This is a genomic window from Pantoea sp. PNA 03-3, from assembly GCF_003201175.1.
GTDB classification, from domain to species: domain Bacteria; phylum Pseudomonadota; class Gammaproteobacteria; order Enterobacterales; family Enterobacteriaceae; genus Pantoea; species Pantoea stewartii.
Genome location: NZ_QICO01000007.1, coordinates 171,594 through 196,346, shown reverse-complemented (window position 1 = coordinate 196,346; position 24,753 = coordinate 171,594). Strand labels below are relative to the sequence as shown.

21 protein-coding genes are annotated in these 24,753 nt (G+C 53.7%); 18 read left to right on the top strand and 3 right to left on the bottom strand.

The window, feature by feature from the left end:
• Window positions 1-2 precede the first annotated feature (2 nt).
• The 6 genes from atpA (at window position 3) to glmS (ending at window position 7,842) form a co-directional block, all read left to right on the top strand.
• Entirely contained in the window at window positions 3-1,544 is a 1,542-nt protein-coding gene (gene atpA / locus C7433_RS18325; protein ID WP_028725331.1) for a F0F1 ATP synthase subunit alpha, read from the top strand.
• Window positions 1,545-1,596: 52 nt separating this feature from the next.
• Window positions 1,597-2,463 carry a F0F1 ATP synthase subunit gamma gene (atpG, locus tag C7433_RS18320; protein ID WP_006121201.1) on the top strand — a complete coding sequence of 289 codons (867 nt, stop codon included), beginning with the start codon at window positions 1,597-1,599 and terminating at the stop codon, window positions 2,461-2,463.
• A gap of 30 nt (window positions 2,464-2,493) precedes the next feature.
• Window positions 2,494-3,891, top strand: coding sequence for a F0F1 ATP synthase subunit beta (atpD, locus tag C7433_RS18315; RefSeq protein ID WP_006121202.1), 1,398 nt, complete (start codon window positions 2,494-2,496; stop codon window positions 3,889-3,891).
• Window positions 3,892-3,915: 24 nt separating this feature from the next.
• Window positions 3,916-4,335, top strand: coding sequence for a F0F1 ATP synthase subunit epsilon (locus C7433_RS18310; protein ID WP_013023936.1), 420 nt, complete (start codon window positions 3,916-3,918; stop codon window positions 4,333-4,335).
• A gap of 161 nt (window positions 4,336-4,496) precedes the next feature.
• On the top strand, window positions 4,497-5,867 hold the full coding sequence (gene glmU, locus C7433_RS18305; RefSeq protein WP_110268684.1) for a bifunctional UDP-N-acetylglucosamine diphosphorylase/glucosamine-1-phosphate N-acetyltransferase GlmU: 1,371 nt from the start codon (window positions 4,497-4,499) through the stop codon (window positions 5,865-5,867).
• Between the two features lie 145 nt (window positions 5,868-6,012).
• Window positions 6,013-7,842, top strand: a complete 1,830-nt coding sequence (gene glmS, locus C7433_RS18300; RefSeq protein ID WP_033737230.1) for a glutamine--fructose-6-phosphate transaminase (isomerizing) — start codon at window positions 6,013-6,015, stop codon at window positions 7,840-7,842.
• A 192-nt stretch (window positions 7,843-8,034) separates the two neighbouring features.
• Here glmS and C7433_RS23950 read toward each other — a convergent pair whose 3' ends face one another.
• Window positions 8,035-8,262 carry a hypothetical protein gene (locus tag C7433_RS23950; RefSeq protein WP_226374602.1) on the bottom strand — a complete coding sequence of 76 codons (228 nt, stop codon included), beginning with the start codon at window positions 8,260-8,262 and terminating at the stop codon, window positions 8,035-8,037.
• Between the two features lie 184 nt (window positions 8,263-8,446).
• On the opposite strand from C7433_RS23950, the gene pstS reads away from it, so the two are divergent.
• The 7 genes from pstS (at window position 8,447) to C7433_RS18260 (ending at window position 15,461) form a co-directional block, all read left to right on the top strand.
• Complete coding sequence (gene pstS / locus C7433_RS18290) at window positions 8,447-9,490, top strand: phosphate ABC transporter substrate-binding protein PstS (RefSeq protein WP_006121207.1); 1,044 nt, start codon at window positions 8,447-8,449, stop codon at window positions 9,488-9,490.
• 86 nt (window positions 9,491-9,576) lie between these two features.
• Entirely contained in the window at window positions 9,577-10,539 is a 963-nt protein-coding gene (gene pstC, locus C7433_RS18285) for a phosphate ABC transporter permease PstC (RefSeq protein ID WP_006121208.1), read from the top strand.
• Window positions 10,536-11,426, top strand: a complete 891-nt coding sequence (gene pstA / locus C7433_RS18280; RefSeq protein ID WP_033737233.1) for a phosphate ABC transporter permease PstA — start codon at window positions 10,536-10,538, stop codon at window positions 11,424-11,426. Before pstC ends, pstA begins: the two co-directional genes overlap by 4 nt.
• A gap of 44 nt (window positions 11,427-11,470) precedes the next feature.
• Window positions 11,471-12,244, top strand: a complete 774-nt coding sequence (pstB, locus tag C7433_RS18275) for a phosphate ABC transporter ATP-binding protein PstB (RefSeq protein ID WP_033737235.1) — start codon at window positions 11,471-11,473, stop codon at window positions 12,242-12,244.
• Between the two features lie 17 nt (window positions 12,245-12,261).
• Window positions 12,262-12,999: a phosphate signaling complex protein PhoU gene (gene phoU, locus C7433_RS18270; protein WP_006121211.1), complete on the top strand. Its 738-nt coding sequence runs from the start codon at window positions 12,262-12,264 to the stop codon at window positions 12,997-12,999.
• Window positions 13,000-13,109: 110 nt separating this feature from the next.
• A complete protein-coding gene (locus C7433_RS18265) occupies window positions 13,110-14,348 on the top strand; it encodes an MFS transporter (RefSeq protein ID WP_110268683.1) in 1,239 nt (412 codons plus the stop codon).
• A 12-nt stretch (window positions 14,349-14,360) separates the two neighbouring features.
• A complete protein-coding gene (locus C7433_RS18260; protein WP_052133176.1) occupies window positions 14,361-15,461 on the top strand; it encodes a GNAT family N-acetyltransferase in 1,101 nt (366 codons plus the stop codon).
• Window positions 15,462-15,519: 58 nt separating this feature from the next.
• On the opposite strand, the gene xylB is transcribed toward C7433_RS18260, so the two are convergent.
• Window positions 15,520-16,965: a xylulokinase gene (gene xylB, locus C7433_RS18255; RefSeq protein ID WP_110268682.1), complete on the bottom strand. Its 1,446-nt coding sequence runs from the start codon at window positions 16,963-16,965 to the stop codon at window positions 15,520-15,522.
• 17 nt (window positions 16,966-16,982) lie between these two features.
• Window positions 16,983-18,305, bottom strand: coding sequence for a xylose isomerase (xylA, locus tag C7433_RS18250; protein WP_033737241.1), 1,323 nt, complete (start codon window positions 18,303-18,305; stop codon window positions 16,983-16,985).
• Window positions 18,306-18,659: 354 nt separating this feature from the next.
• Here xylA and xylF point away from each other — a divergent pair, with 354 nt between their 5' ends.
• From xylF to C7433_RS18220, 5 genes are all read left to right on the top strand, one after another.
• Window positions 18,660-19,643: a D-xylose ABC transporter substrate-binding protein gene (gene xylF / locus C7433_RS18245; RefSeq protein WP_110268681.1), complete on the top strand. Its 984-nt coding sequence runs from the start codon at window positions 18,660-18,662 to the stop codon at window positions 19,641-19,643.
• 26 nt (window positions 19,644-19,669) lie between these two features.
• Window positions 19,670-21,190: a xylose ABC transporter ATP-binding protein gene (locus tag C7433_RS18240; RefSeq protein ID WP_006121215.1), complete on the top strand. Its 1,521-nt coding sequence runs from the start codon at window positions 19,670-19,672 to the stop codon at window positions 21,188-21,190.
• Window positions 21,183-22,364 (top strand): xylose ABC transporter permease XylH, encoded by a 1,182-nt coding sequence (xylH, locus tag C7433_RS18235; RefSeq protein WP_110268680.1) that lies wholly within the window; start codon window positions 21,183-21,185, stop codon window positions 22,362-22,364. The genes C7433_RS18240 and xylH overlap by 8 nt, the downstream gene beginning before the upstream one ends.
• A 93-nt stretch (window positions 22,365-22,457) precedes the next feature.
• Complete coding sequence (gene xylR / locus C7433_RS18230) at window positions 22,458-23,633, top strand: D-xylose utilization transcriptional activator XylR (RefSeq protein ID WP_033737245.1); 1,176 nt, start codon at window positions 22,458-22,460, stop codon at window positions 23,631-23,633.
• 674 nt (window positions 23,634-24,307) lie between these two features.
• Window positions 24,308-24,745 carry a GNAT family N-acetyltransferase gene (locus tag C7433_RS18220; protein WP_033737248.1) on the top strand — a complete coding sequence of 146 codons (438 nt, stop codon included), beginning with the start codon at window positions 24,308-24,310 and terminating at the stop codon, window positions 24,743-24,745.
• Window positions 24,746-24,753: the final 8 nt, after the last annotated feature.

The window sequence follows — 24,753 nt, the reverse complement described above, 5'->3', positions numbered from 1 at the left end:
ATATGCAACTGAATTCCACCGAAATCAGCGAACTGATCAAGCAGCGCATTGCTCAGTTCAATGTCGTGAGCGAAGCTCACAATGAAGGTACTATTGTTTCTGTAAGTGACGGTATCATCCGCGTACACGGCCTGGCCGATGTAATGCAGGGTGAGATGATTTCCCTGCCGGGAAACCGTTACGCTATCGCCCTGAACCTCGAGCGTGACTCTGTAGGTGCCGTGGTGATGGGTCCGTATGCTGACCTGGCCGAAGGCATGAAGGTCAAGTGTACTGGCCGTATTCTGGAAGTACCGGTTGGCCGTGGCCTGCTGGGCCGCGTGGTGAACACCCTGGGTGCACCTATCGACGGTAAAGGCGCAATCGACAACGACGGCTTCTCGCCAGTCGAAGTGATTGCACCCGGTGTTATCGATCGTCAGTCCGTAGACCAGCCTGTTCAGACGGGTTACAAATCTGTCGATGCGATGATTCCAATCGGCCGTGGCCAGCGTGAGCTGATCATCGGTGACCGTCAGACCGGTAAAACCGCGATGGCAATCGACGCCATCATCAACCAGCGTGATTCAGGCATCAAGTGTGTCTACGTTGCGATTGGTCAGAAAGCGTCAACCATTTCTAACGTGGTACGTAAACTGGAAGAACACGGTGCGCTGTCTAACACCATCGTTGTTGTGGCTTCTGCATCTGAGTCTGCTGCACTGCAGTACCTGGCTCCGTATGCGGGTTGCGCCATGGGCGAATACTTCCGTGACCGCGGTGAAGATGCGCTGATCGTATACGATGACCTGTCTAAGCAGGCTGTTGCATACCGTCAGATTTCTCTGCTGCTGCGCCGTCCACCAGGTCGTGAAGCATTCCCGGGCGACGTGTTCTATCTCCACTCTCGCCTGCTGGAGCGTGCATCACGCGTTAGCGCTGACTACGTTGAGCGCTTCACCAATGGTGAAGTAAAAGGCCAGACCGGTTCTCTGACCGCACTGCCTATCATCGAAACTCAGGCGGGTGACGTTTCTGCGTTCGTTCCGACCAACGTAATCTCGATTACTGATGGTCAGATCTTCCTGGAATCTAACCTGTTCAACTCCGGTATCCGTCCGGCTGTTAACCCGGGTATCTCTGTATCCCGTGTAGGTGGTGCTGCTCAGACCAAGATCATCAAGAAACTGTCCGGTGGTATTCGTACCGCGCTGGCACAGTACCGTGAACTGGCTGCATTCTCCCAGTTTGCGTCTGATCTGGACGATGCAACCCGTAAACAGCTGAGCCACGGTCAGAAAGTGACCGAGCTGCTGAAGCAGAAACAGTATGCGCCGATGTCTGTCGCGCAACAGGGTCTGGTTCTTTTCGCAGCGGAACGCGGCTATCTGAACGACGTTGAGCTGGCAAAAATTGGTAGCTTCGAAGCGGCTCTGCTGGCGTTCGCAGATCGCGATCACGCCGAGCTGATGGCTGAAATCAACCAGTCTGGTAACTTCAATAACGACATCGAAGAGAAGCTGAAAGGCCTCCTCGAGACGTTTAAAGCAACCCAGTCCTGGTAATGTCTGGCGGCTTGTCTGAAAAGGCAGGCCGCAAGGCTTTGAGGAGAAGCTAATGGCCGGCGCAAAAGAAATACGTACCAAGATTGGAAGCGTAAAAAATACGCAGAAGATCACCAAAGCGATGGAAATGGTCGCCGCCTCCAAAATGCGTAAAACGCAGGAACGCATGGCGGCCAGCCGTCCGTATGCAGATACCATGCGCAAAGTGATTGGTCACCTTGCGTTAGGCAATCTGGAATACAAGCACCCTTACCTGGATGAGCGCGACGTTAAGCGCGTCGGCTACCTGGTCGTTTCGACTGACCGCGGGCTTTGTGGTGGTTTGAACGTTAACCTGTTCAAAAAATTGCTGGCAGAGATGAAGGCCTGGTCCGACAAAGGCGTACAGAGCGATCTGGCCATTGTGGGATCGAAAGGCGTGTCATTCTTCGGCGCTGTTGGTGGCAATGTAGTGGCACAGGTCACTGGCATGGGCGATAAGCCTGCGCTGTCTGATCTTATTGGCCCGGTAAAAGTGATGTTGCAGGCCTACGATGAAGGCCGTATCGACAAGCTGTACATTGTTAACAACAAGTTCAACAACACCATGTCTCAGACTCCGACCATTACCCAACTGCTGCCGTTACCGCCAGCGGAAGGTGAAGAAGAGATGAAGGCGAAGACCTGGGATTACCTGTACGAGCCCGATCCGAAAGCGCTGCTGGATACGCTGCTGCGTCGCTATGTCGAATCGCAGGTTTATCAGGGTGTGGTGGAAAACCTGGCCAGTGAGCAGGCCGCACGTATGGTGGCAATGAAAGCTGCAACCGATAACGGCGGAAATCTGATCAAAGAGCTGCAGTTGGTTTACAACAAAGCTCGTCAGGCCAGCATCACCCAGGAACTTACCGAGATCGTCTCGGGAGCCTCCGCGGTTTAACCAGGTTTGGAATTAGGTAGAGGATTCAAGATGGCAGCTGGAAAGATTGTCCAGATTATCGGCGCCGTAGTTGACGTCGAATTCCCTCAGGATGCAGTACCGCAAGTGTACAGCGCTCTTGAGGTTAAGAATGGTGATGCTCGTCTGGTGCTGGAAGTTCAGCAGCAGCTGGGTGGTGGCGTAGTGCGTACTATCGCCATGGGTACTTCTGACGGCCTGAAGCGCGGTCTGGAAGTTGCCGACCTGAAAAAACCGATCCAGGTACCGGTTGGTAAAGCAACCCTCGGCCGTATCATGAACGTGCTGGGCGAGCCTATCGACATGAAAGGCGACCTGAAAGAAGAAGATGGCAGTGCAGTAGAGGTTTCCTCTATTCACCGCCCTGCGCCTTCTTATGAAGAGCAGTCTAACTCGCAGGAACTGCTGGAAACCGGCATCAAGGTTATCGACCTGATGTGTCCGTTCGCGAAGGGCGGTAAAGTCGGTCTGTTCGGTGGTGCGGGTGTGGGTAAAACCGTAAACATGATGGAGCTGATCCGTAACATTGCGGCTGAGCACTCAGGTTACTCGGTATTTGCCGGCGTGGGTGAGCGTACTCGTGAGGGTAACGACTTCTACCACGAAATGACTGACTCCAACGTTATCGACAAAGTTGCGCTGGTGTATGGCCAGATGAACGAGCCGCCGGGTAACCGTCTGCGCGTTGCACTGACCGGTCTGACCATGGCGGAGAAATTCCGTGATGAAGGCCGTGACGTTCTGCTGTTCATCGACAACATCTACCGTTATACCCTGGCTGGTACAGAAGTCTCTGCACTGCTGGGTCGTATGCCATCTGCGGTAGGTTATCAGCCAACGCTGGCAGAAGAGATGGGTGTGTTGCAGGAGCGTATTACCTCCACCAAAACCGGTTCAATCACCTCCGTACAGGCCGTTTACGTCCCTGCGGATGACCTGACTGACCCGTCACCGGCAACTACCTTTGCTCACTTAGACTCAACAGTCACCCTGAGTCGTCAGATCGCCTCTCTGGGTATCTACCCAGCCGTTGATCCGCTGGACTCAACCAGCCGTCAGCTGGATCCACTGGTTGTGGGTCAGGAGCACTACGATGTTGCACGTGGCGTACAGTCACTGCTGCAGCGTTATCAGGAACTGAAAGACATTATCGCCATCCTGGGTATGGACGAACTGTCTGAAGAAGACAAACTGCTGGTGGCACGTGCGCGTAAGATTCAGCGCTTCCTGTCTCAGCCGTTCTTCGTAGCAGAAGTGTTCACCGGTTCTCCAGGTAAATACGTGACGCTGAAAGACACCATCCGTGGCTTTAAAGGCATCATGGAAGGTGAATTTGACCACCTGCCAGAGCAGGCCTTCTACATGGTTGGTGCCATCGAAGAAGCGGTCGAAAAAGCGAAGAAACTGTAATAACGGTTTCCCAGGAGGAAAATTATGGCTATGACTTATCACCTGGATGTTGTCAGTGCAGAGAGCCAACTGTTCTCTGGTCTGGTACAGAAAATTCAGGTGTCAGGTAGCGAAGGTGAACTGGGGATTTTCCCTGGCCACGCCCCGCTGCTGACTGCCATTAAGCCTGGAATGATCCGTATCGTGAAACAGCACGGCGAAGAGGAGTTTATTTACCTCTCTGGCGGCGTGCTGGAAGTGCAGCCTGGCAGCACTACCGTTCTGGCCGATACCGCTATTCGCGGTACCGATCTGGACGAAGCGCGTGCCCTGGAAGCAAAACGTAAAGCAGAAGAGCATATGAACAGCAGCCACGGCGACGTGGACTATGCTCAGGCTTCTGCAGAACTGGCGAAAGCCATTGCCAAACTGCGCGTGATCGAGCTGACCAAAAAAGCGATGTAATCCGGCTTTATGCGTCACGAAATGCCAGCCCATCGGGCTGGCATTTTTTTTATCTGAAGCCCGGATAGCGGGATAATAGCTAATTTCGGAACGAGAAAAATGTAGTAATCTCAGTGCTAAATCGTTTAACGTTCCTCAGTCAAAAATCAGTCAGGATAGATATGTCTAACAGTGCGATGAGTGTGGTGATTCTTGCGGCTGGCAAGGGCACCCGTATGTATTCCGATCTGCCAAAAGTCTTGCATACGTTGGCAGGTAAACCGATGGTTCAGCACGTCATTGATGCCGCTAAAGGGCTGGGTGCGCAACAGGTTCATCTGGTTTACGGACACGGCGGTGACCAGCTCAAAGCCACGTTAACCGACAGTGCCGTTAACTGGGTGTTGCAGGCAGAACAACTCGGTACCGGGCATGCCATGCAGCAGGCAGCTCCGCACTTTGCAGACGACGAAGACATCATGATGCTTTATGGTGATGTTCCGCTGATTTCTGAAGAGACATTACAACGTCTGCGCGACGCGAAGCCGGAAGGCGGGATTGGACTGTTAACCGTCGTACTGGATAACCCTACGGGCTACGGCCGCATCGTGCGTGAAAATGGCACCATCGTCGGCATTATTGAGCAGAAAGATGCCAGCCCTGCACAACTGGCCATTAATGAAATCAATACTGGCATCCTGATCGCTAACGGTGGTGATCTAAAACGCTGGCTGGCAAAACTTACCAATAATAATGCTCAGGGTGAATATTACATCACCGACATCATTGCCCTGGCGCATCAGGAAGGTCGTGTCATCAATGCGGTACATCCGGCACGCAATAGCGAAACTGATGGCGTAAACAACCGTCTGCAACTGGCAACTCTCGAGCGCACTTACCAGCAGGAGCAGGCAGAAAAACTGCTGCTTGCGGGCGTTATGCTACGCGATCCGGCACGCTTCGACCTGCGCGGCACGCTGCAGCATGGTCGGGACGTTGAGATCGACGTCAATGTCATTATTGAAGGCCAGGTAACGCTGGGCAACCGGGTCAAAATTGGTACGGGCTGCGTCATTAAAAACAGCGTCATCAGCGATGATTGCGAGATTAGCCCCTATTCGGTGATCGAGGATGCGAATCTGGCCACTGACTGTACGGTCGGCCCGTTCGCGCGTTTACGTCCCGGCAGTGAACTGGCCCAGGCCGCCCACGTCGGCAATTTTGTTGAAATGAAAAAAGCCCGACTCGGGAAAGGCTCTAAAGCAGGTCACCTGTCTTATCTGGGTGATGCGGAGATCGGTGCCAATGTGAATATCGGTGCAGGGACGATTACCTGCAATTACGATGGCGCAAATAAATTCAAAACCGTTATTGGCGACAATGTATTTGTTGGCTCGGATACGCAACTGGTCGCCCCGGTGAGTGTGGCGGCAGGCGCAACGATTGCCGCCGGAACAACGGTGATGAAAGACATTTCCACTGCCGATCTGGTCTATAACCGTAAAGAGCAGAATCACAAAGCCGGCTGGCAGCGCCCGCAGAAGAAAAAATAATTTTTACGGCCCGGGCTAAACGGGCCGCTTGCAGTACCAAAACTATAATCCCCACTCTCTACAAGGCTCGGGGAACCGGCGATGCCGGACTATCAGGTCATATGACAACGCAATGGCAAACAGCCATGAAGTCAGGAAATAACTTATGTGTGGAATTGTTGGTGCAGTAGCACAACGTGATATCGCAGAAATTTTGTTAGAAGGTTTACGCCGCCTGGAATACCGCGGTTATGACTCAGCCGGTCTGGCCGTCGTCGATCAGCAAGGTCATGTTACCCGTCTGCGTCGTCTGGGCAAAGTTCAGATGCTGGCTGCCGCAGCGGAAGAACAACCTCTGAACGGCGGAACCGGTATCGCGCATACGCGCTGGGCAACCCATGGCGAACCCTCAGAGGCCAATGCGCATCCGCACGTTTCTGAGCACATCGTTATAGTGCACAACGGTATTATCGAAAACCATGAGCCGCTTCGTGAAGCGCTGATTGCGCAGGGTTACCATTTCAGCTCAGAAACCGATACCGAAGTGGTAGCGCATCTGGTTCATCTGGAGCAGAAAAAGGGCGGTTCGCTGCGTGAAGTCGTGCAGCGTGTGATTCCCCAACTACGCGGTGCCTATGGCATGGTGATCATGGACAGTCGCGATCCATCGTGTCTGGTGGCCGCCCGTTCAGGCAGCCCACTGGTGATCGGTCGTGGTGTGGGTGAAAACTTCATTGCTTCTGACCAACTGGCCCTGTTGCCGGTCACTCGCCGCTTTATTTATCTGGAAGAGGGCGATATCGCTGAAATCAGCCGTCGCGATGTTACGATCGTCGATCGTGCGGGTAATACCGTGCGCCGCGATGAGATCGAATCCAGCGTACAGTATGATGCCGGCGATAAAGGTATCTATCGCCATTACATGCAAAAAGAGATCTATGAGCAGCCAAATGCGATTAAAAACACCTTAACGGGGCGTTTTAATCACGGTGCAGTCGATCTCAGCGAACTGGGGCCAAATGCAGAAGCGCTGCTCAGCAAGGTTGAGCACATCCAGATCATCGCCTGTGGCACTTCTTACAACTCTGGCATGGTCTCGCGTTACTGGTTCGAGGCGCTGGCAAACCTCCCTTGTGATGTCGAGATTGCGTCCGAATTCCGCTACCGTAAATCGGCGGTACGTAAAAACAGCCTGCTGATTACCCTGTCTCAGTCGGGGGAAACGGCGGATACGCTGGCCGCGCTGCGCCTGTCGAAAGAGCTGGGGTACCTGGGATCGCTGGCTATCTGTAACGTCGCGGGTTCGTCGCTGGTACGTGAATCCGATCTGGCGCTGATGACCAAAGCGGGTACGGAGATTGGTGTAGCCTCTACAAAGGCCTTTACCACTCAACTGACCGTACTGCTGATGCTGGTGGCAAAACTCGGTCGCCTGAACGGCATGTCCGCAGAAAAAGAGCACGAGATTGTGCATGGTCTGCAGGCTCTGCCAAGCCGCATTGAGCAAATGCTGGCGCAGGATAAGCTGATTGAAAACCTGGCCGAAGATTTCTCTGATAAGCACCATGCCCTGTTCCTTGGCCGTGGCGATCAGTACCCTATCGCGATGGAAGGGGCGCTCAAGCTGAAGGAGATCTCGTATATTCATGCGGAAGCCTATGCGGCAGGGGAACTCAAGCACGGTCCGCTGGCGTTGATCGATGCCGATATGCCGGTCATTGTGGTGGCACCGAACAATGAACTGTTAGAGAAGCTGAAATCGAATATCGAAGAAGTACGCGCGCGTGGCGGTCTGCTGTACGTGTTTGCCGATCAGGATGCCGGTTTCAGTGACAGCGAAGGAATGAAAATCATTCCTCTGCCGCACGTCGAAGAGGCCATTGCGCCTATCTTCTATACCGTGCCGCTCCAGCTGCTCTCCTATCATGTGGCCCTGATCAAAGGCACCGATGTGGATCAGCCGCGTAACCTGGCGAAATCGGTAACGGTCGAGTAATGCATCTTATGCGTGAATCCCCGACGGGATTCACGCGTTTCATTTATTTGATCTTGCTACTGCATTGCTCCAGTGCACGCTGTTGATCGCTGATTTTGCGGTTAGCCTCATCGAGTGAACGCTGCAGGTTATTGATCGTATCCTCATTGTTGCTTAGCTTTTGGCGAGTTGACTGAGGATATTTGCCTGATTTTATAGCGTTTTTGTTAAGTCTTTAATCTTATCTTTCATTGCAATAACACCTTCAACATCGACGGATGATTGTTTAACGGCGCCGTAATAACCCAATATAGCCAGAGCGCCTCTGTTATTAGCTGCGGTATAAAATTTATCTAAATGAATCGTGGGTGTCGTATCATCCGCCTTTAAGCCTGCCAGCGTACAGAGCAGGACGACATTGCACACCAGAAGCTTCTTCATAAATCTCATCGAACATGTCCTTTTCGAGAGGAGTCTTATGAAATGAGCAATAATTGTGCCTGTCATATAACTGTAATATTAACTACATTTTTCTGTCACTAAACTGTCCTATTTTCCCTCCTGCAGCAATCACTGACTCTTACTAAAAAGGCACTTAGCCTGACTTTTCTCCCCTGGAGGGAACATGACACTGATGCGTAGCACCGTAGCCCGAATCCTCGCCGCCTCTCTTGCCGTTAGTGCGGTTTCTGCATTTGCAGCCACCGATCTGACCGGTGCTGGCGGTACATTCCCGGCGCCGGTTTATGCCAAGTGGGCAGCAGAGTATCAGCAAGCCACCGGTAGCAAAATCAACTATCAGGGCATTGGTTCATCTGGCGGTGTAAAACAAATTATCGCCAAAACCGTTGATTTCGGTGCCTCCGATGCGCCTATGAAAGACGAAGATCTGCAGAAATATGGTCTGTTCCAGTTCCCTACCGTAATCGGTGGCGTGGTGCTGGCGGTTAACCTGCCAGGCATCAAATCTGGTCAGCTGACGCTGGACGGTAAAACCGTTGGCGACATCTATCTGGGTAACATCAAAAAGTGGAACGATCCTGCGATTGTTAAACTGAACCCAGGCGTGAAACTGCCCGATACCAACATCAACGTGGTGCGTCGCGCGGATGGCTCAGGTACCTCTTTCGTTTTCACCAGCTACCTGGCGAAAGTGAACGAAGAGTGGAACAGCAAAATTGGTAAAGGCAACACCGTTAACTGGCCAACCGGTCTGGGCGGTAAAGGTAACGATGGCGTAGCAGCGTTTGTACAGCGTCTGCCAGGTTCTATTGGTTACGTTGAGTACGCGTATGCCAAACAGAATAACCTGACCTATACCAAACTGATGGATGCGGACGGCAAAGCGGTTGCGCCAAGCGAAACCAGCTTCTCTAATGCCGCAAAAGGCGCAGACTGGAGCAAATCGTTTGCTCAGGATCTGACCTTCCAGAAAGGCAATGATGCATGGCCGATCACCTCAACCACCTTTATCCTGATTTACAAAGATCAGACTAATGCGGCGAAAGGTGCCGAAGTCCTGAAGTTCTTTGACTGGGCCTACAAAGATGGCGGTAAAACGGCCAATGCGCTGGATTATGCCACCCTGCCGGAGAGCGTGGTTCAGCAGATCCGTGCTGCCTGGAAAGCCAATATCAAAGACAGTTCTGGTAAAGCGCTTTATAAGTAAGTGAATGACCCTGACCAGCCTGCGTGCTGGTCAGCCTTCAAGGGCGGCGTCTGCCGCCCTGATAACTTCTGAGGACGAAGACTTCTATGGCTGCAACGAAGTCGGCATTCAAAGCCCCAGGTAAGCAAGGTGACCGAATTTTTGGCGCGCTGGTAAAACTCTCTGCGCTGATTGTTCTGTTGCTTATGGGCGGCATTATCGTCTCCCTGATCTTCTCTTCCTGGCCAAGCATACAGAAATTTGGTTTCGCGTTTTTGTGGACCAAAACCTGGGACGCCCCTAACGAACAATTCGGTGCACTGGTGCCGATTTACGGCACACTTGTCACCTCAATCATTGCGTTGATTATTGCGGTACCGGTCAGTTTCGGTATTGCTCTTTTTCTGACCGAACTCTCACCAGGCTGGTTACGACGTCCACTGGGAACCGCAATTGAGCTGCTCGCTGCGATTCCGAGTATTGTTTATGGTATGTGGGGCTTATTTATCTTTGCTCCGCTGTTCGCAGAATATTTCCAGACGCCCGTTGGTGATGTCCTCTCGGGCATTCCGATTATTGGCGCTCTGTTCTCCGGTCCGGCGTTTGGTATCGGTATTCTGGCCGCAGGTGTGATTCTGGCCATCATGATCATTCCCTATATTGCTTCAGTCATGCGCGACGTGTTTGAGCAGACGCCGGTGATGATGAAAGAGTCAGCCTATGGGATTGGCTGCACCACGTGGGAAGTGATCTGGCGCATCGTGTTGCCGTTTACTAAAAACGGCGTCATCGGCGGCATCATGCTGGGCCTGGGACGTGCGCTGGGCGAAACCATGGCGGTCACCTTTATTATCGGTAACACCTACCAGCTCGACAGTGCCTCACTGTTTATGCCAGGCAACAGTATCACCTCGGCACTGGCGAATGAGTTTGCTGAAGCCGAATCGGGTGTTCACGTAGCGGCACTGATGGAACTGGGCCTGATTCTGTTTGTTATCACCTTTATTGTGCTGGCGATTTCCAAGTTAATGATTATGCGTCTGGCAAAAAGTGAAGGAGCGCGATCATGACAACAATGGAAGTACAGGCTCGGGCCGAACTGGAAGCGTCACGTCGCAAAATGCAGTCGTGGCGTAGCACCAAGAACAAAATCGCCTTAACGCTGTCCTTGCTGACGATGGCATTTGGCTTATTCTGGCTGGTCTGGATTTTGTTTACCACCGTGAGCCGCGGCATTGACGGGCTTTCATGGTCGCTGTTTACCGAGTCCACACCGCCGCCAAACACGGCGGGAGGCGGATTAGCCAATGCGCTGGTAGGTAGCGGTTTACTGATTTTATGGTCGACATTCATTGGCACGCCACTGGGCATTCTGGCGGGTGTGTATCTGGCAGAATATGGTCGTAAGTCTTTACTGGCGGAAGTGATTCGTTTCATTAACGACATCCTGCTGTCTGCCCCATCGATTGTTGTGGGCCTGTTTGTCTACACCATTGTCGTGGCGCAGATGCACCACTTCTCAGGCTGGGCAGGTGTGATAGCGCTGGCGTTGTTACAGATTCCAATAGTGATTCGCACGACGGAAAACATGTTACGACTGGTACCTGACAGCATGCGCGAAGCAGCCTATGCGCTGGGTACGCCGAAATGGAAGATGATTTCCGCCATTACGCTGAAAGCGTCCGTATCCGGGATTATTACGGGTGTGCTGCTGGCGGTAGCGCGCATCGCGGGCGAAACCGCGCCGCTGCTGTTTACTGCGCTGTCGAACCAGTTCTGGAGCACCGACATGATGCAGCCGCTGGCAAACCTTCCGGTCACCATCTTTAAATTTGCGATGAGTCCGTTCGCCGAGTGGCAAAGTCTGGCCTGGGCGGGCGTACTGATTATTACCCTCTGTGTGTTGCTGTTAAATATCGTAGCACGCGTGGTATTCGCCAAGGGTAAACACGGTTAACGACTGACACGGCCCTGTGCGGTGTCGTATAAGAGAGAAAAGCAATGAGTACTGCGACTGCATCAGCGGGTAAGATTCAGGTCCGTAATCTGAATTTTTATTACGGCAAGTTTCACGCTCTGAAGAACATCAACCTGGATATTGCGAAGAATCAGGTGACGGCCTTTATCGGCCCTTCAGGCTGTGGTAAATCCACTTTGCTGCGAACCTTCAATAAAATGTATTCGCTCTATCCCGAGCAGCGCGCGGAAGGGGATATTCTGCTGGACGGTGACAACATTCTGGCGTCCAACCAGGATATCGCCCTGCTGCGCGCCCGGGTTGGCATGGTGTTCCAGAAGCCGACGCCTTTCCCGATGTCGATTTATGACAATATCGCCTTTGGCGTGCGCTTGTTTGAAAAGCTGTCTCGCGCCGATATGGACGAGCGTGTGCAGTGGGCGCTTACCAAGGCAGCCCTGTGGACTGAAACCAAAGACAAGCTGCATCAGAGTGGCTACAGTCTGTCAGGCGGCCAGCAGCAGCGTCTGTGTATTGCGCGCGGTATCGCCATTCGTCCGGAAGTCCTGCTGCTGGATGAGCCCTGTTCAGCGCTGGATCCCATATCTACCGGCCGTATCGAAGAACTCATTACTGAACTGAAGCAGGATTACACCGTCGTGATCGTGACACACAACATGCAGCAGGCGGCACGTTGTTCCGACCACACGGCGTTTATGTATCTGGGCGAACTGATTGAGTTCAGCGACACCGACACGCTGTTCACCAAGCCGGCACAGAAACAAACGGAAGACTACATTACAGGTCGCTACGGCTGATTAGACAGGAGATCGCCATGGACAGTTTAAATCTGAATAAACACATCTCCGGTCAGTTTAACGCTGAGCTGGAGCACATCCGCACGCAGGTGATGATCATGGGCGGCATGGTTGAGCAGCAGCTGACCGATGCCATTACCGCCATGCATAATCTGGATGGCGAACTGGCCCAGCGCGTCATTGATGGCGACCAGAAGGTCAACATGATGGAAGTGGAGATTGATGAAGCCTGTGTGCGCATCATCGCCAAACGTCAGCCTACCGCTATCGATTTGCGTCTGGTCATGGCGATTATCAAAACCATCTCCGAACTGGAACGCATCGGCGATGTTGCCGAGAAAATCAGCCGCACTGCGCTGGAGAAGTTTGGCCAGCAACATCTGCCGCTGCTGGTCAGCCTGGAATCGCTGGGCCGTCATACTGTGCAGATGCTGCATGATGTGCTGGATGCCTTTGCGCGCATGGATCTTAACGAAGCCGTGCAGATCTACCGCGAAGACAAGAAAGTGGATAAAGAGTACGAAGGCATTGTGCGTCAGCTGATGACTTACATGATGGAAGATCCTCGGACGATTCCCAGCGTTCTGACGGCGCTGTTTTGCGCCCGCGCCATCGAACGTATCGGTGACCGCTGCCAGAATATCTGCGAAATCATTTTCTACTTCGTGAAAGGTCAGGATTTCCGTCACGTGGGCGGCGACAGGCTGGACGCGCTGTTATCCGGTGACGACGACGGTAGCAACAAACCGTCTTGATCTCGCGCAACCGTGCGCCATAAGGCGCACGGCTCCGGCTATTCTGCATAGACCCCATCCTCTTAGCTCTTTATACTTGCGCCAGTTTTTTAACCAACGGGTGCGCACTCATGTCCTCTTCTTTCCCTGTTAAGCAGAGCATTACGCCTGCGAAAGCGATGCTGGCTGCCGTCAGCGGTTATGCCATGGACGGATTCGATCTGCTGATTCTCGGGTTTATGCTGCCCGCTATCAGCCTGTCGCTGGCACTGGATCCGTCACAGGCTGGTTCACTGGTGACCTGGACGCTGATCGGCGCGGTCATCGGCGGCATTGTGTTTGGCCACCTCAGCGATCGCTATGGGCGCATTCGTGTGTTAACCATCACGATACTGATGTTCTCTGTCTTTACCGGATTGTGTGCAGTGGCGCAGGGTTACTGGGATCTGCTGGCGTACCGTACGCTGGCGGGCATGGGACTGGGCGGTGAGTTTGGCATCGGCATGGCGCTGATTGCAGAAGCCTGGCCGGCAGAAAAGCGCAACCGCGCCTCGGCCTGGGTCGGCATCGGCTGGCAACTCGGCGTACTGCTGGCGGCATTTATCACCCCGCCTTTACTGAGTGTGATTGGCTGGCGCGGCATGTTCCTGGTGGGATTACTGCCCGCGCTGGTGTCATTTGTTATTCGCCGCAGCATGGGCGAACCCGAGAGCTTCACCCGTCAAATTAAACATGTTCCCTCGCTGTCCTTTCCCGCCCGACTGAAACTGCTGTTTAAAGACCGTGCCACCAGCAAAGCCAGCCTGGGGATCTTTATTCTCTGTTCCGTTCAGAACTTCGGTTATTACGGCCTGATGATCTGGATGCCCAGCTACCTGTCCTCTAACTTCGGTTTCAGTCTGACCAAATCCGGCGTCTGGACGGCAGTAACCGTGGTGGGCATGACCTTTGGCATCTGGCTGTTTGGCGTGCTGGCCGATCGCTTTGCGCGCTGGAAAATTTTCCTGCTTTACCAGTTCGGTGCGGTCGTGATGGTTGTGGTTTATGCGCAACTGCGCGATCCGACCGTGATGTTGTTTACCGGTGCGCTGATGGGCCTGTTCGTCAACGGTATGATTGGCGGCTATGGCGCATTGATCTCAGATACCTTTCCGCCGCAGGTTCGTGCGACCGCGCAGAACGTATTGTTTAATCTGGGGCGCGGCGTCGGTGGATTGGGTCCGTTGGTAATCGGGCTGCTGGCGGGTAAATTCTCCTTCGTAGCTGCTATCACGCTACTGGCCCTGATCTACCTGCTGGATATTGCAGCAACGCTGTTCCTGCTGCCGAAAAAGCAAAGTCAGGACGATGCGCTGGGGGCGATTGGTTAAGTAACCCGGCTGATGTCACTTAACCGGCTTTATAATGAAGCCGGTTTAAGTTGGCTGGGGATGCCCGGATCGTTTGCTGAACTGAATTCGTCCATTGCGCATGGTTACACTGGCTGTTTGCGTATTCATTCCAGGCCGATGTTGGTGGAAAGACGCAATGCGGAACTTCGCCGCGCGAAAACAGGCAATGATTTCATCGTATTCATCAGGGTTCGCACCATGCTGGCCAGTTTACTCGATTACTACAAAAGTCTTCCTTTGACAGAAGAAGCCTTAAGGTTTCAGTTGGAAAAATGGCTTAGCATGCAACGCTCATGGTGTTGCGATATGTCATTTGCCACACAGTTTCCGTGGAAGGAAACGGGACTCCCTGCGCATTATTTTCTTCAGCGTCAGGTCGATGTGGATGGCGGGCATTACCTGACGGGCCCACGTTACATGGCAGGCGATCTGGCCCGTCCTTTTGTCGATATCGTGGCATTTGATGCCCCCATTACTTCGCATGTCATAACGAAAATTTGCAGGGAATGGTCAGAAATTAAGCCTCAGCGTGTTCGCATTCTCGTGCCTGGCGACATTCCTGTATGCGGAGAAACGGATCAACTCATCTATGCCTCAGCCCTCACCAGCAAGGGAAACGAGGCTGAAGAACATCATTTGACACTAATTCGCGCTGACGCAAGAAGTTTGAGCTGGTGCATGCAAGGGTTGACTGACGCTTATCAACGGGCATGGGAAGCCATGCCTGCTTTGAAAGAAAGTTTACTGCCGACGAATGAAAGGACACTGATGGAAAAAATTTCTGATGGCAGTGTTTTTATTCTTTATGAAGAAGCACAACGTGTCGGGTTTATTGTTTGTGAGGAAGGTACGGTAGGGTTTCTTCAGGCATTCCAGATAACTGAGGAAGTGATATTGCCTGAATATCAAGGGAGATCGCTGGCATCCCTTGCTCAGCAGGTTTTAAGAAAACAGCTGTGTCTTTCGGGTAAACGAAATTCCCTGTTAGCGGGCACGATTGTTCCGGGGAATCGTCCCTCAATCCGCGTAGCCGAAAAAGCAGGCCGTCGATGCGTGCTCAGATATGAATTTCTTCCAGCAGGACAGCCTTGATCGGCGACGATGAAAACCCTGCGCAGCCAGAGGGCAACACCGTTGCCCTCTGGCTGAATTACAGATTCATCAGCGGCAGCAACTGCTGATACAACCGACTGAACGTCTCACGTCTCGGCTGATAATGTGCATGACGAGCCGGATCTGGCTCATGGCGCTGCACCTGCTTCAGGGCCGGAATGGTCAGGTTGTTATCCATTGCCATCTGCGCCAGTCGGGCGGCACCCAGCGCCGGGCCGACATCGCCACCTTCGCAGTAGTCCAGTGTTTGTCCGCTGATATCTGCCAGCATCTGCCGCCAGTAGCGACTTCGTGCTCCACCGCCAATCAGCATGATGCTTTCGGGTGTTACGCCGCAGTCGTGAACCACATCCATGCCATCCGCCAGCGCAAAACCGACGCCTTCCAGCACGGCGCGCGCCAGCTCGGGTCGCCCATGCTGGTGGGTAAACCCAAAGAAGCTGCCGCAGGCATGCGGATTATTATGCGGTGTGCGTTCACCGGAAAGATAAGGCAAAAACCACAAGGGGGGCGCATCGTCTTTTGCACGTTCCGCTTCGGCTAACAGGTGCGGGACATCATCGCAGCCCGTCAGTGACGCTGCCCAGTCCAGGCAGGAAGCGGCGCTCAGCATTACCGACATCAGGTGCCAGCGCTGCGGCAGCGCATGACAAAAGCTGTGTACCGCCTGCTCGGGATTGCTGAGATAGCCTTCGCTGACCACGAAGTACACGCCGGAGGTACCGAGTGACAACATCCCTTGCCCCGGCGCGACCATGCCGACGCCGACCGCGCCTGCCGCGTTATCGCCGCCGCCCGCCACGATCGGCACCTGCGGCAGCGACCAGCGCTGCGCGATCGCGGTTGATAAAGTACCGGTAATCTGGTTGCCTTCGAACAGGGCTGGCATCTGGCTGTGATCCAGCCCGCAGGCCGCGAGCATCTCCTCACTCCAGTCACGCTTTTCCACATCCAGCCACATGGTTCCGGCTGCATCAGACATGTCGCTGGCAAACTCGCCGCTCAGGCGCCAGCGCAGGTAATCTTTAGGCAGCAGCACCCTGGCAATCCGGGCAAAAATGTCTGGTTCGTGCTGTTGCACCCATAATAGTTTGGGCGCGGTAAAGCCTGGCATCATCAGGTTACCGGTGATGCGCCGAGAGTCAGGTACCCGCTGCTCCAGTTCACGGCACTGATCGCCGCTGCGCCCGTCGTTCCAGAGAATGGCGGGACGCAGCACCCGATGCTGCGCGTCCAGCAAGGTCGCGCCGTGCATCTGTCCTGTCAGGCCCACAGCTTTCACCGTGCTCAGGTCGTGCCGTTGTGCCAGTGCCTGCATTGCCTTATCCGTGGCCTGCCACCAGCTTTCGGGATCTTGCTCGCTCCATAACGGATGCGGGCGGGAAACCGTTAGTGGGGCCGTTTCCACCGCCGCCACCTGCCCTTGCACATCCAGCAACACGACTTTTACGCCGGATGTGCCGATATCGATCCCGATTACCATGTCGCGCTCCTTACGGATTAGAAGTCATAGAGGTAATGATTCACCAGGTTTTCCAGTTGTTCCTGGCGACCGCTGCGATGTTGCGGATTGAACTGCTGCTGGTGCGCATGGGCCGCGAGTGTTTCCAGTGAAAACTCACCTTTCAAAATCTGCTGACCAAACTCCCCGTTCCAGCCGCTGTAGCGCTGTGCCACGCGCTGATCAAGCTCACCGTCAGACAGCATACGCGCCGCCACTTTCAACGCCAGCGCCATCGTGTCCATGGCACCGATGTGTCCATAGAACAGATCGTACTTGTCGGTGCTCTGCCGACGTACTTTGGCATCAAAGTTTAAGCCGCCTGTGGTAAAGCCGCCTGCTTTGATAATTTCATACATCACCAGCGCGTTCTCTTCCACGCTGACCGGGAACTGATCGGTGTCCCAGCCGCACTGGGCATCACCCCGGTTGGCATCGACCGAACCAAATACACCCAGCGCAATTGCCGTCGCTATTTCGTGATGGAATGAGTGACCCGCCAGCGTGGCATGGTTGGCTTCCACGTTTACCTTAATCTCTTTTTCCAGGCCAAACTGCTTCAGGAAGCCATAAACCGTCGCGACGTCATAATCGTACTGATGTTTGGTCGGCTCTTGCGGTTTGGGTTCAATCAGGAGCGTGCCCTGGAAGCCGATTTTGTGCTTATGTTCAACGACCATCTGCATAAAGCGGCCAATCTGCTCGCGCTCCTGGCGCAGGTCGGTATTTAACAGCGTTTCATAGCCTTCGCGTCCGCCCCACAGTACGTAGTTTTCGCCCCCCAGCGTTTGGGTCGCTTTCATTGCACTGCACACCTGACTGGCGGCCCAGGAAAATACTTCCGGATCCGGATTGGTGGCGGCACCCGCACCGTAGCGCGGATGTGTAAAGCAGTTAGCGGTGCCCCAGAGTAGTTTTAAGCCCGTTTCCTGCTGTTTCGCCTGCAACGTATCGGTCATTACCGCCAGGTTTTCGCGATAGCTTTTTAAGGAGTCACCTTCAGGTGAGACGTCCACATCGTGGAAGCAGTAGTAAGGCACGTTCAGCTTGTGGAAAAACTCAAAGGCAACGTCCGCTTTCAGTTTGGCCAGCGCCAGCGCATCGCCCGCTTTTTGCCATGGACGATCAAAAGCGCCGACACCAAACATGTCCGCGCCATTCCAGCAGAAGGTGTGCCAGTAACAGGCGGCGAAGCGCAGATGCTCAGCCATGGTTTTCCCCAGGATGACTTCGTCAGGGTTGTAGTGGCGGAAGGCCAGAGGATTACTGGTTTTTGCGCCTTCGTAGCGAACGCGATCAAGCTGGTCAAAATAAGCGTGCATGGTTTGCTCCTTAACAGTGGTCCCGAATGGGTTACCCAGAAGCCATATTGTGCGTATCCGCTTTCTGACCACTCAATTACGATATTTCACACAGGCAGTAAGAGAATTATTTATTGTGCGCTTGCTCGCAAAAAAATATGACAATGAGATGACCTCATGCTGTGCAGTTTGCGGTAACGGCGAGTCTGAAAATGTTAAAATTTGGATCGCGCTCAAAAATTCAGAAATAAACCAAAAAACGTAATAGCCGGATAAAAATCAGTAATTGCTGGCAGGTAAAAATAAGGTGAACAATTCATCCGCCTGGTTCATAGCCTTACAACGACAATAACCGTTCCCTACAGGATGACCATGATGAAAATGAAACCCGCATTACTCGCTGCGCTTACGCTGTTCAGTCAGGCCAGTCTGGCAAAAGAAGTCAAAATCGGCATGGCCATTGACGATTTACGTCTGGAACGCTGGCAAAAAGACCGCGATATCTTCGTTAAACAGGCGGAAGCAAAGGGCGCGAAAGTCTTCGTGCAGTCTGCCAATGGCAACGAAGAAACGCAAATGTCGCAAATCGAAAATATGATCAACCGCGGCGTGGATGTGCTGGTTATTATTCCCTACAACGGTCAGGTATTAAGTAACGTCGTGGCAGAAGCGAAACGAGAAGGCATTAAAGTTCTGGCCTATGACCGCATGATTAATAATGCCGATATCGATTTCTATATTTCGTTTGATAATGAAAAAGTCGGCGAAATGCAGGCCGAAAGCCTGGTGAAAAAAGTGCCCAAAGGCAATTACTTCCTGATGGGCGGATCGCCTGTCGATAATAACGCCCGCCTGTTCCGCGAAGGGCAGATGAAGGTGTTAAAACCCTCTATTGATAATGGCAGCATAAAAGTTGTCGGTGACCAGTGGGTTGATGCCTGGCTGCCGGAAAATGCGCTGAAAATCATGGAAAACGCCCTGACCGCCAATAAAAACCACATCGATGCCGTTGTGGCCTCAAACGATGCTACCGCGGGGGGAGCGATCCAGGCGCTCAGCGCGCAGGGGCTGGCCGGTAAGGTCGCCATCTCCGGGCAGGATGCCGATCTGGCCGCCATCAAACGCATCATGAATGGCACGCAAACCATGACGGTGTACAAACCGATCAAAGAACTGGCGACTGAAGCAGCTAATGTCACCGTCGAGCTGGGCAACGGTCAGACGCCTGCCAGCAATGCCAAACTCAACAACGGCCTGAAAGACGTGCCGTCGCGCCTGCTGACGCCCATCGAGGTCAACAAAGACAATATCGACAGTACCGTGGTGAAAGACGGTTTCCACAAGAAGAGTGAACTCTGATCGCCATCCTGCGAAGGAGAAGACCGATGTTGCTGGAAATGAAAAATATCACCAAGCGTTTCGGCGCGGTGAAGGCGCTGGACAACGTCAGCCTGCAACTGGATGCCGGTGAAGTGCTGTCGTTGTGTGGTGAAAACGGCTCTGGCAAATCGACCCTGATGAAAATCCTGTGCGGACTGTATCCGCACGGGGAGTTTGAGGGGCAGATTCAGTTTTCCGGGGACCCGATCCAGGCACAGACTATTCGCGATACCGAACGCAAAGGAATTGTCATTATCCATCAGGAGCTGGCGCTGGTACGGCAACTGACCGTGATGGAGAACATCTTCCTGGGCGCAGAACTGGGGCGCTTTGGCATGGTGGACGATGAAACCATGACGCTGCGCTGCCAGCAGTTGCTGGAACGGGTCAAACTTAACGTCTCGCCCGACACGCGCGTGGGTGAGCTGGGCCTGGGGCAGCAGCAGCTGGTGGAGATTGCGCGGGCGCTCAACAAACAGGTGCGGCTGCTTATCCTCGATGAGCCGACGTCCTCGCTGACCGAGCAGGAAACCACGGTACTGCTCAGTATCATCCACAACCTGCGCGAGCACGGTATCGCCTGTATTTATATCTCGCACAAACTGAACGAGGTGCGGGCGATTTCGGACACCATCTGCGTGATTCGCGATGGTCAGCATATTGCCACTCGTCCGGCGGCGGGCCTGAGTGAGGACGATATCATCACCATGATGGTCGGACGTGAACTCACGGCGCTCTATCCACATTCACCTCACGAGATTGGCGACACGGTGCTGCAGGTCAGCAACCTGACGGCCTGGCACCCGGTCAACCGCCACATCAAGCGCGTGAATAACCTGTCCTTTACCCTGCGTAAGGGAGAGATCCTTGGTATCGCCGGATTAGTCGGTGCTGGCCGAACGGAAACCGTTCAGTGTCTGTTTGGCGTCTGGCCTGGTCGCTGGCAGGGTGAGATCCGGATTAACGGCAACAAAGTGACTATCCGCGACTGTCAGGAGGCGATCGCGCACGGCATTGCCATGGTACCGGAGGATCGCAAAAAAGACGGCATTGTGCCGCTGATGGGCGTGGGCAAAAACATCACTCTGGCGGCGCTGGATCAGTTCAGCCAGCGCCTGTCCACGATTGACGAAGCCAGCGAGCTGCACGCCATTAATGCCGCTATCGCCCGCTTGCGGGTCAAAACCTCGTCACCTGAACTGCCGATTGGCCGCCTCAGCGGCGGCAACCAGCAAAAAGCGATTCTGGCGAAATGCCTGCTGCTCAATCCAAAAATTCTGATTCTGGATGAGCCCACGCGCGGTATTGATGTGGGTGCGCGGCAGGAAATTTATGTGCTAATCAATGCGCTGGTACAGCAGGGCATCTCCGTCATTGTGATCTCGTCTGAGTTGCCCGAAGTGCTGGGCCTCAGCGACCGCATTCTGGTGATGCATGAAGGGCAAATCAAAGCCGATCTGATTAACGACAATCTGACTCAGGAGCAGGTGATGGAAGCCGCTCTGCGGAGTGAACATTATGCTTAACAGCGAAACCAAGCCCGCCGTATCGACGCCGGCCAACAAGCCCGTCTCCAGCAAGCTCGGCCTGCGTAATTTGCAGGTGCTGGTCATGCTGGGGGCGATTGTGTTGATTGCCCTGTTTTTTACCTGGACTACTGACGGTGCCTGGCTCAGCCCGCGCAACGTCTCTAACCTGCTGCGCCAGACAGCGATAACCGGCATCCTGGCGGTGGGCATGGTGTTTGTTATTATCTCCGCTGAGATCGACCTCTCAGTTGGCTCTATGATGGGGCTGCTGGGCGGCGCGGCGGCGATCTTTGACGTCTGGCTGGGCTGGCCGCTGCCACTGACCATTGTGGTCACGCTGGTGCTTGGCCTGCTGCTGGGCACCTGGAATGGCTGGTGGGTGGCCTACCGCAAGGTGCCTTCGTTTATCGTAACGCTGGCCGGTATGCTGGCGTTTCGCGGCATCCTGGTCGGTATCACCGACGGAACTACCGTTGCCCCGACCAGTCCGGCGATGTCCCAGATTGGGCAAAGCTATTTGCCAGGCGGCTTCGGTTTTGGTTTTGGCTTTATCGGCCTGGCACTGTTTATTCTGTGGCAGTGGCGCTTACGGCTGCGTCGTCAGCAGTTGGGGCTGGCTCAACCGGCGGCGACAGGCACCGTGGCACGCCAGGCGATCACCGCCGTGCTGGTGCTGGGGGCGATCTGGCTGCTGAATGATTACCGTGGCGTACCTACTCCGGTACTGCTGCTGGCATTGCTGCTGCTGGCGGGAATGTTTATGGCCACCCGCACGGCTTTTGGCCGCCGCATTTACGCCATCGGCGGCAATATTGATGCCGCCCGGCTTTCCGGTATCAATGTGGCGCGCACCAAGCTGGCGGTGTTTGCCATCAATGGCCTGATGGTGGCGATCGCGGGGCTGATCCTCAGCTCACGTCTGGGCGCGGGATCGCCTTCTGCCGGGAACATCGCCGAACTGGATGCGATTGCAGCCTGTGTTATCGGCGGCACCAGCCTGGCTGGCGGCGTCGGATCCGTCGCCGGGGCGGTGATGGGCGCGTTTATCATGGCCTCGCTGGATAACGGCATGAGCATGATGGATGTGCCGACCTTCTGGCAGTACATCGTAAAAGGGGCGATTTTGCTGCTGGCGGTCTGGATGGACACCGCAACGCGCCGCCGTATGTAATCGTGTGAACGATCACACTGTGGCGCAAACCATTTCTGTGATGCATCCAGCTGTGCTATGCAATTCGCTGGGAGTTAACGGGACGCTGCCACTATGCATGAGAAACGATACCGCATTACCCTGCTGTTTAACGCCAACAAGGTTTACGATCGTCAGGTGGTTGAAGGCGTTGGCGAGTATTTACAGGCTTCACAGACAAACTGGGATATTTTCATTGAGGAGGATTTCCGCTGCCGCATTGACAATATCCATGAGTGGCTGGGCGACGGCGTGATTGCGGATTATGACGACAGCGCCATTCAGCGTTCGCTGGCAGACGTGGCGGTGCCGGTCGTCGGTGTGGGTGGCTCCTATCATCGTGAAGAGGATTACCCGCCGGTACACTACATTGCCACCGACAACAGCGCGCTGGTGGAAAGTGCCTTCCTGCACCTGAAAGCGCGCGGTATCAACCGTTTTGCATTTTACGGTTTGCCGGCTTCCAGTGGTAAACGCTGGGCACAGGAGCGCGAACTGGCGTTTCGCCAACGCGTCATGCGTGAGCGCTATATGGGCGTGGTTTATCAGGGCATGGAAACCGCCTCTGAGAACTGGCAGCACGCGCAAAACCGCCTGGCCGACTGGCTGCAAACCCTTCCCCCGCATACCGGCATTATTGCTGTCACTGATGCACGTGCGCGTCATCTGCTGCAGGCCTGCGAGCACCTGAAGATTCCGGTGCCTGAGAAGCTGTGCGTAATTGGCATCGACAACGAAGAACTGACCCGTTATCTCTCTCGCGTCGCGCTTTCCTCGGTAGTTCAGGGTTCACGACAGATGGGTTATCAGGCCGCTAAGCTGTTACACCGCCTGCTGGATAAGCAGGTTCTGCCGCTCCAGCGCATTCTGGTACCGCCAGTGAAAGTGATTGCCCGCCGCTCAACCGATTTCCGCTCGCTGCACGACCCGGCAGTGATTCAGGCGATGCATTTTATCCGTTTTAACGCCTGTAAGGGCATTAAGGTGGAGCAGGTACTGGATGCCATTGGCCTGTCGCGTTCTAACCTGGAGAAGCGTTTCCGTGACGAAACTGGCGATACGATTCACGCCATGATCCATCGCGAAAAGCTGGAAAAGGCAAAGGAACTGCTGGCGGGCTCGTCACTCAGTATCAATGAGATCTCGCAGATGTGTGGTTATCCCTCATTGCAGTATTTCTATTCGGTGTTCAAGAAGAGCTATGCGACGACACCGAAAGAGTACAGGCAGGAAAATGGAGAAGTGGCGTAAGAAGGCGACGTTGGCATTTCTGTGAGTACATGAATGAACCGATGACCTGTCGCCATCATCTATAAGGAAGCCGGTCCGAATGTCCTGGGCTGGCTTTCCACTTATATTTTCTCTGAAAGACAAGACGAGAATGTCAGAATGAATATATTCAACTGAGTAACACCGTAAGGCATATTAAAGTAGCTATAAAAGATTTAATTCGTTGATTTATATAATTAATTATTCAAAATTTCTGAGGTTATGTTCTGTTAAACAGTGTGGCAGAGCTTGCTGTCACTCTGTTTAACAATCACCATGATCCATGGTCACCCTTTTTTTGAGGGACTGTGTAGTTCAGTGCTTTTCTGACAGACTGTCGAAAATATACTTCTTTATATTATGGTTTTCTTTGAGAAAGGGCTGGGCCGCTGCCTCGCTTAAGTAGGAATCGCAAAATTCCACAGCCATTCGTAATACCCTGGTTGACTGCGCCTGCGCTGTCATCGTTATTATGGTCATCAGCCACGATTTTACAGACTCCATCGCATTAAGATAGCTTCTGAGGGAGACTGCTGCTTTACTGATTGAGCAGGCTCCAACAAGCCGTCAGTCGCTGTTTTCGTATCCGCGATGTGTAGCGTCGTCATGGCATTACAGCGGCGAGTTATCTGGCCCATCGACTAAAAGGAACGTCAATGCTTAACGTTCGTAATGCCCTGCCGGATGATTACGCAGCCTGGCTGGGGCTCTGGAAAGATTACCTGCTGTTTTATGGTCATCACCTGGATGAGAGCGTCACGCTATCTACCTGGCAGAGAATCCATTCACCTGACTCCGCGCTCATGTGTCGACTCGCCGAACACAACGGCAGCGTGATCGGTTTCGCGATATGCGTGATACACGAAGGGACCTGGGTCACCCAGCCCGTATGCTATCTGGAAGATCTCTTTGTTAAGGAAAACAAGCGCGGCGTAGGTGCTGGAAAAGCCCTAATCGTAGCAGTCTGCGATGAAGCCCGTGAACTGGGCTGGGCGAAAGTATATTGGGTGACAAATGAAAACAATCCTGCCCGCAGATTGTACGATAAGCTGGCACAGGTGGATGATATTGTCCGTTATAACATCAGGCTCTGAGCATCAAT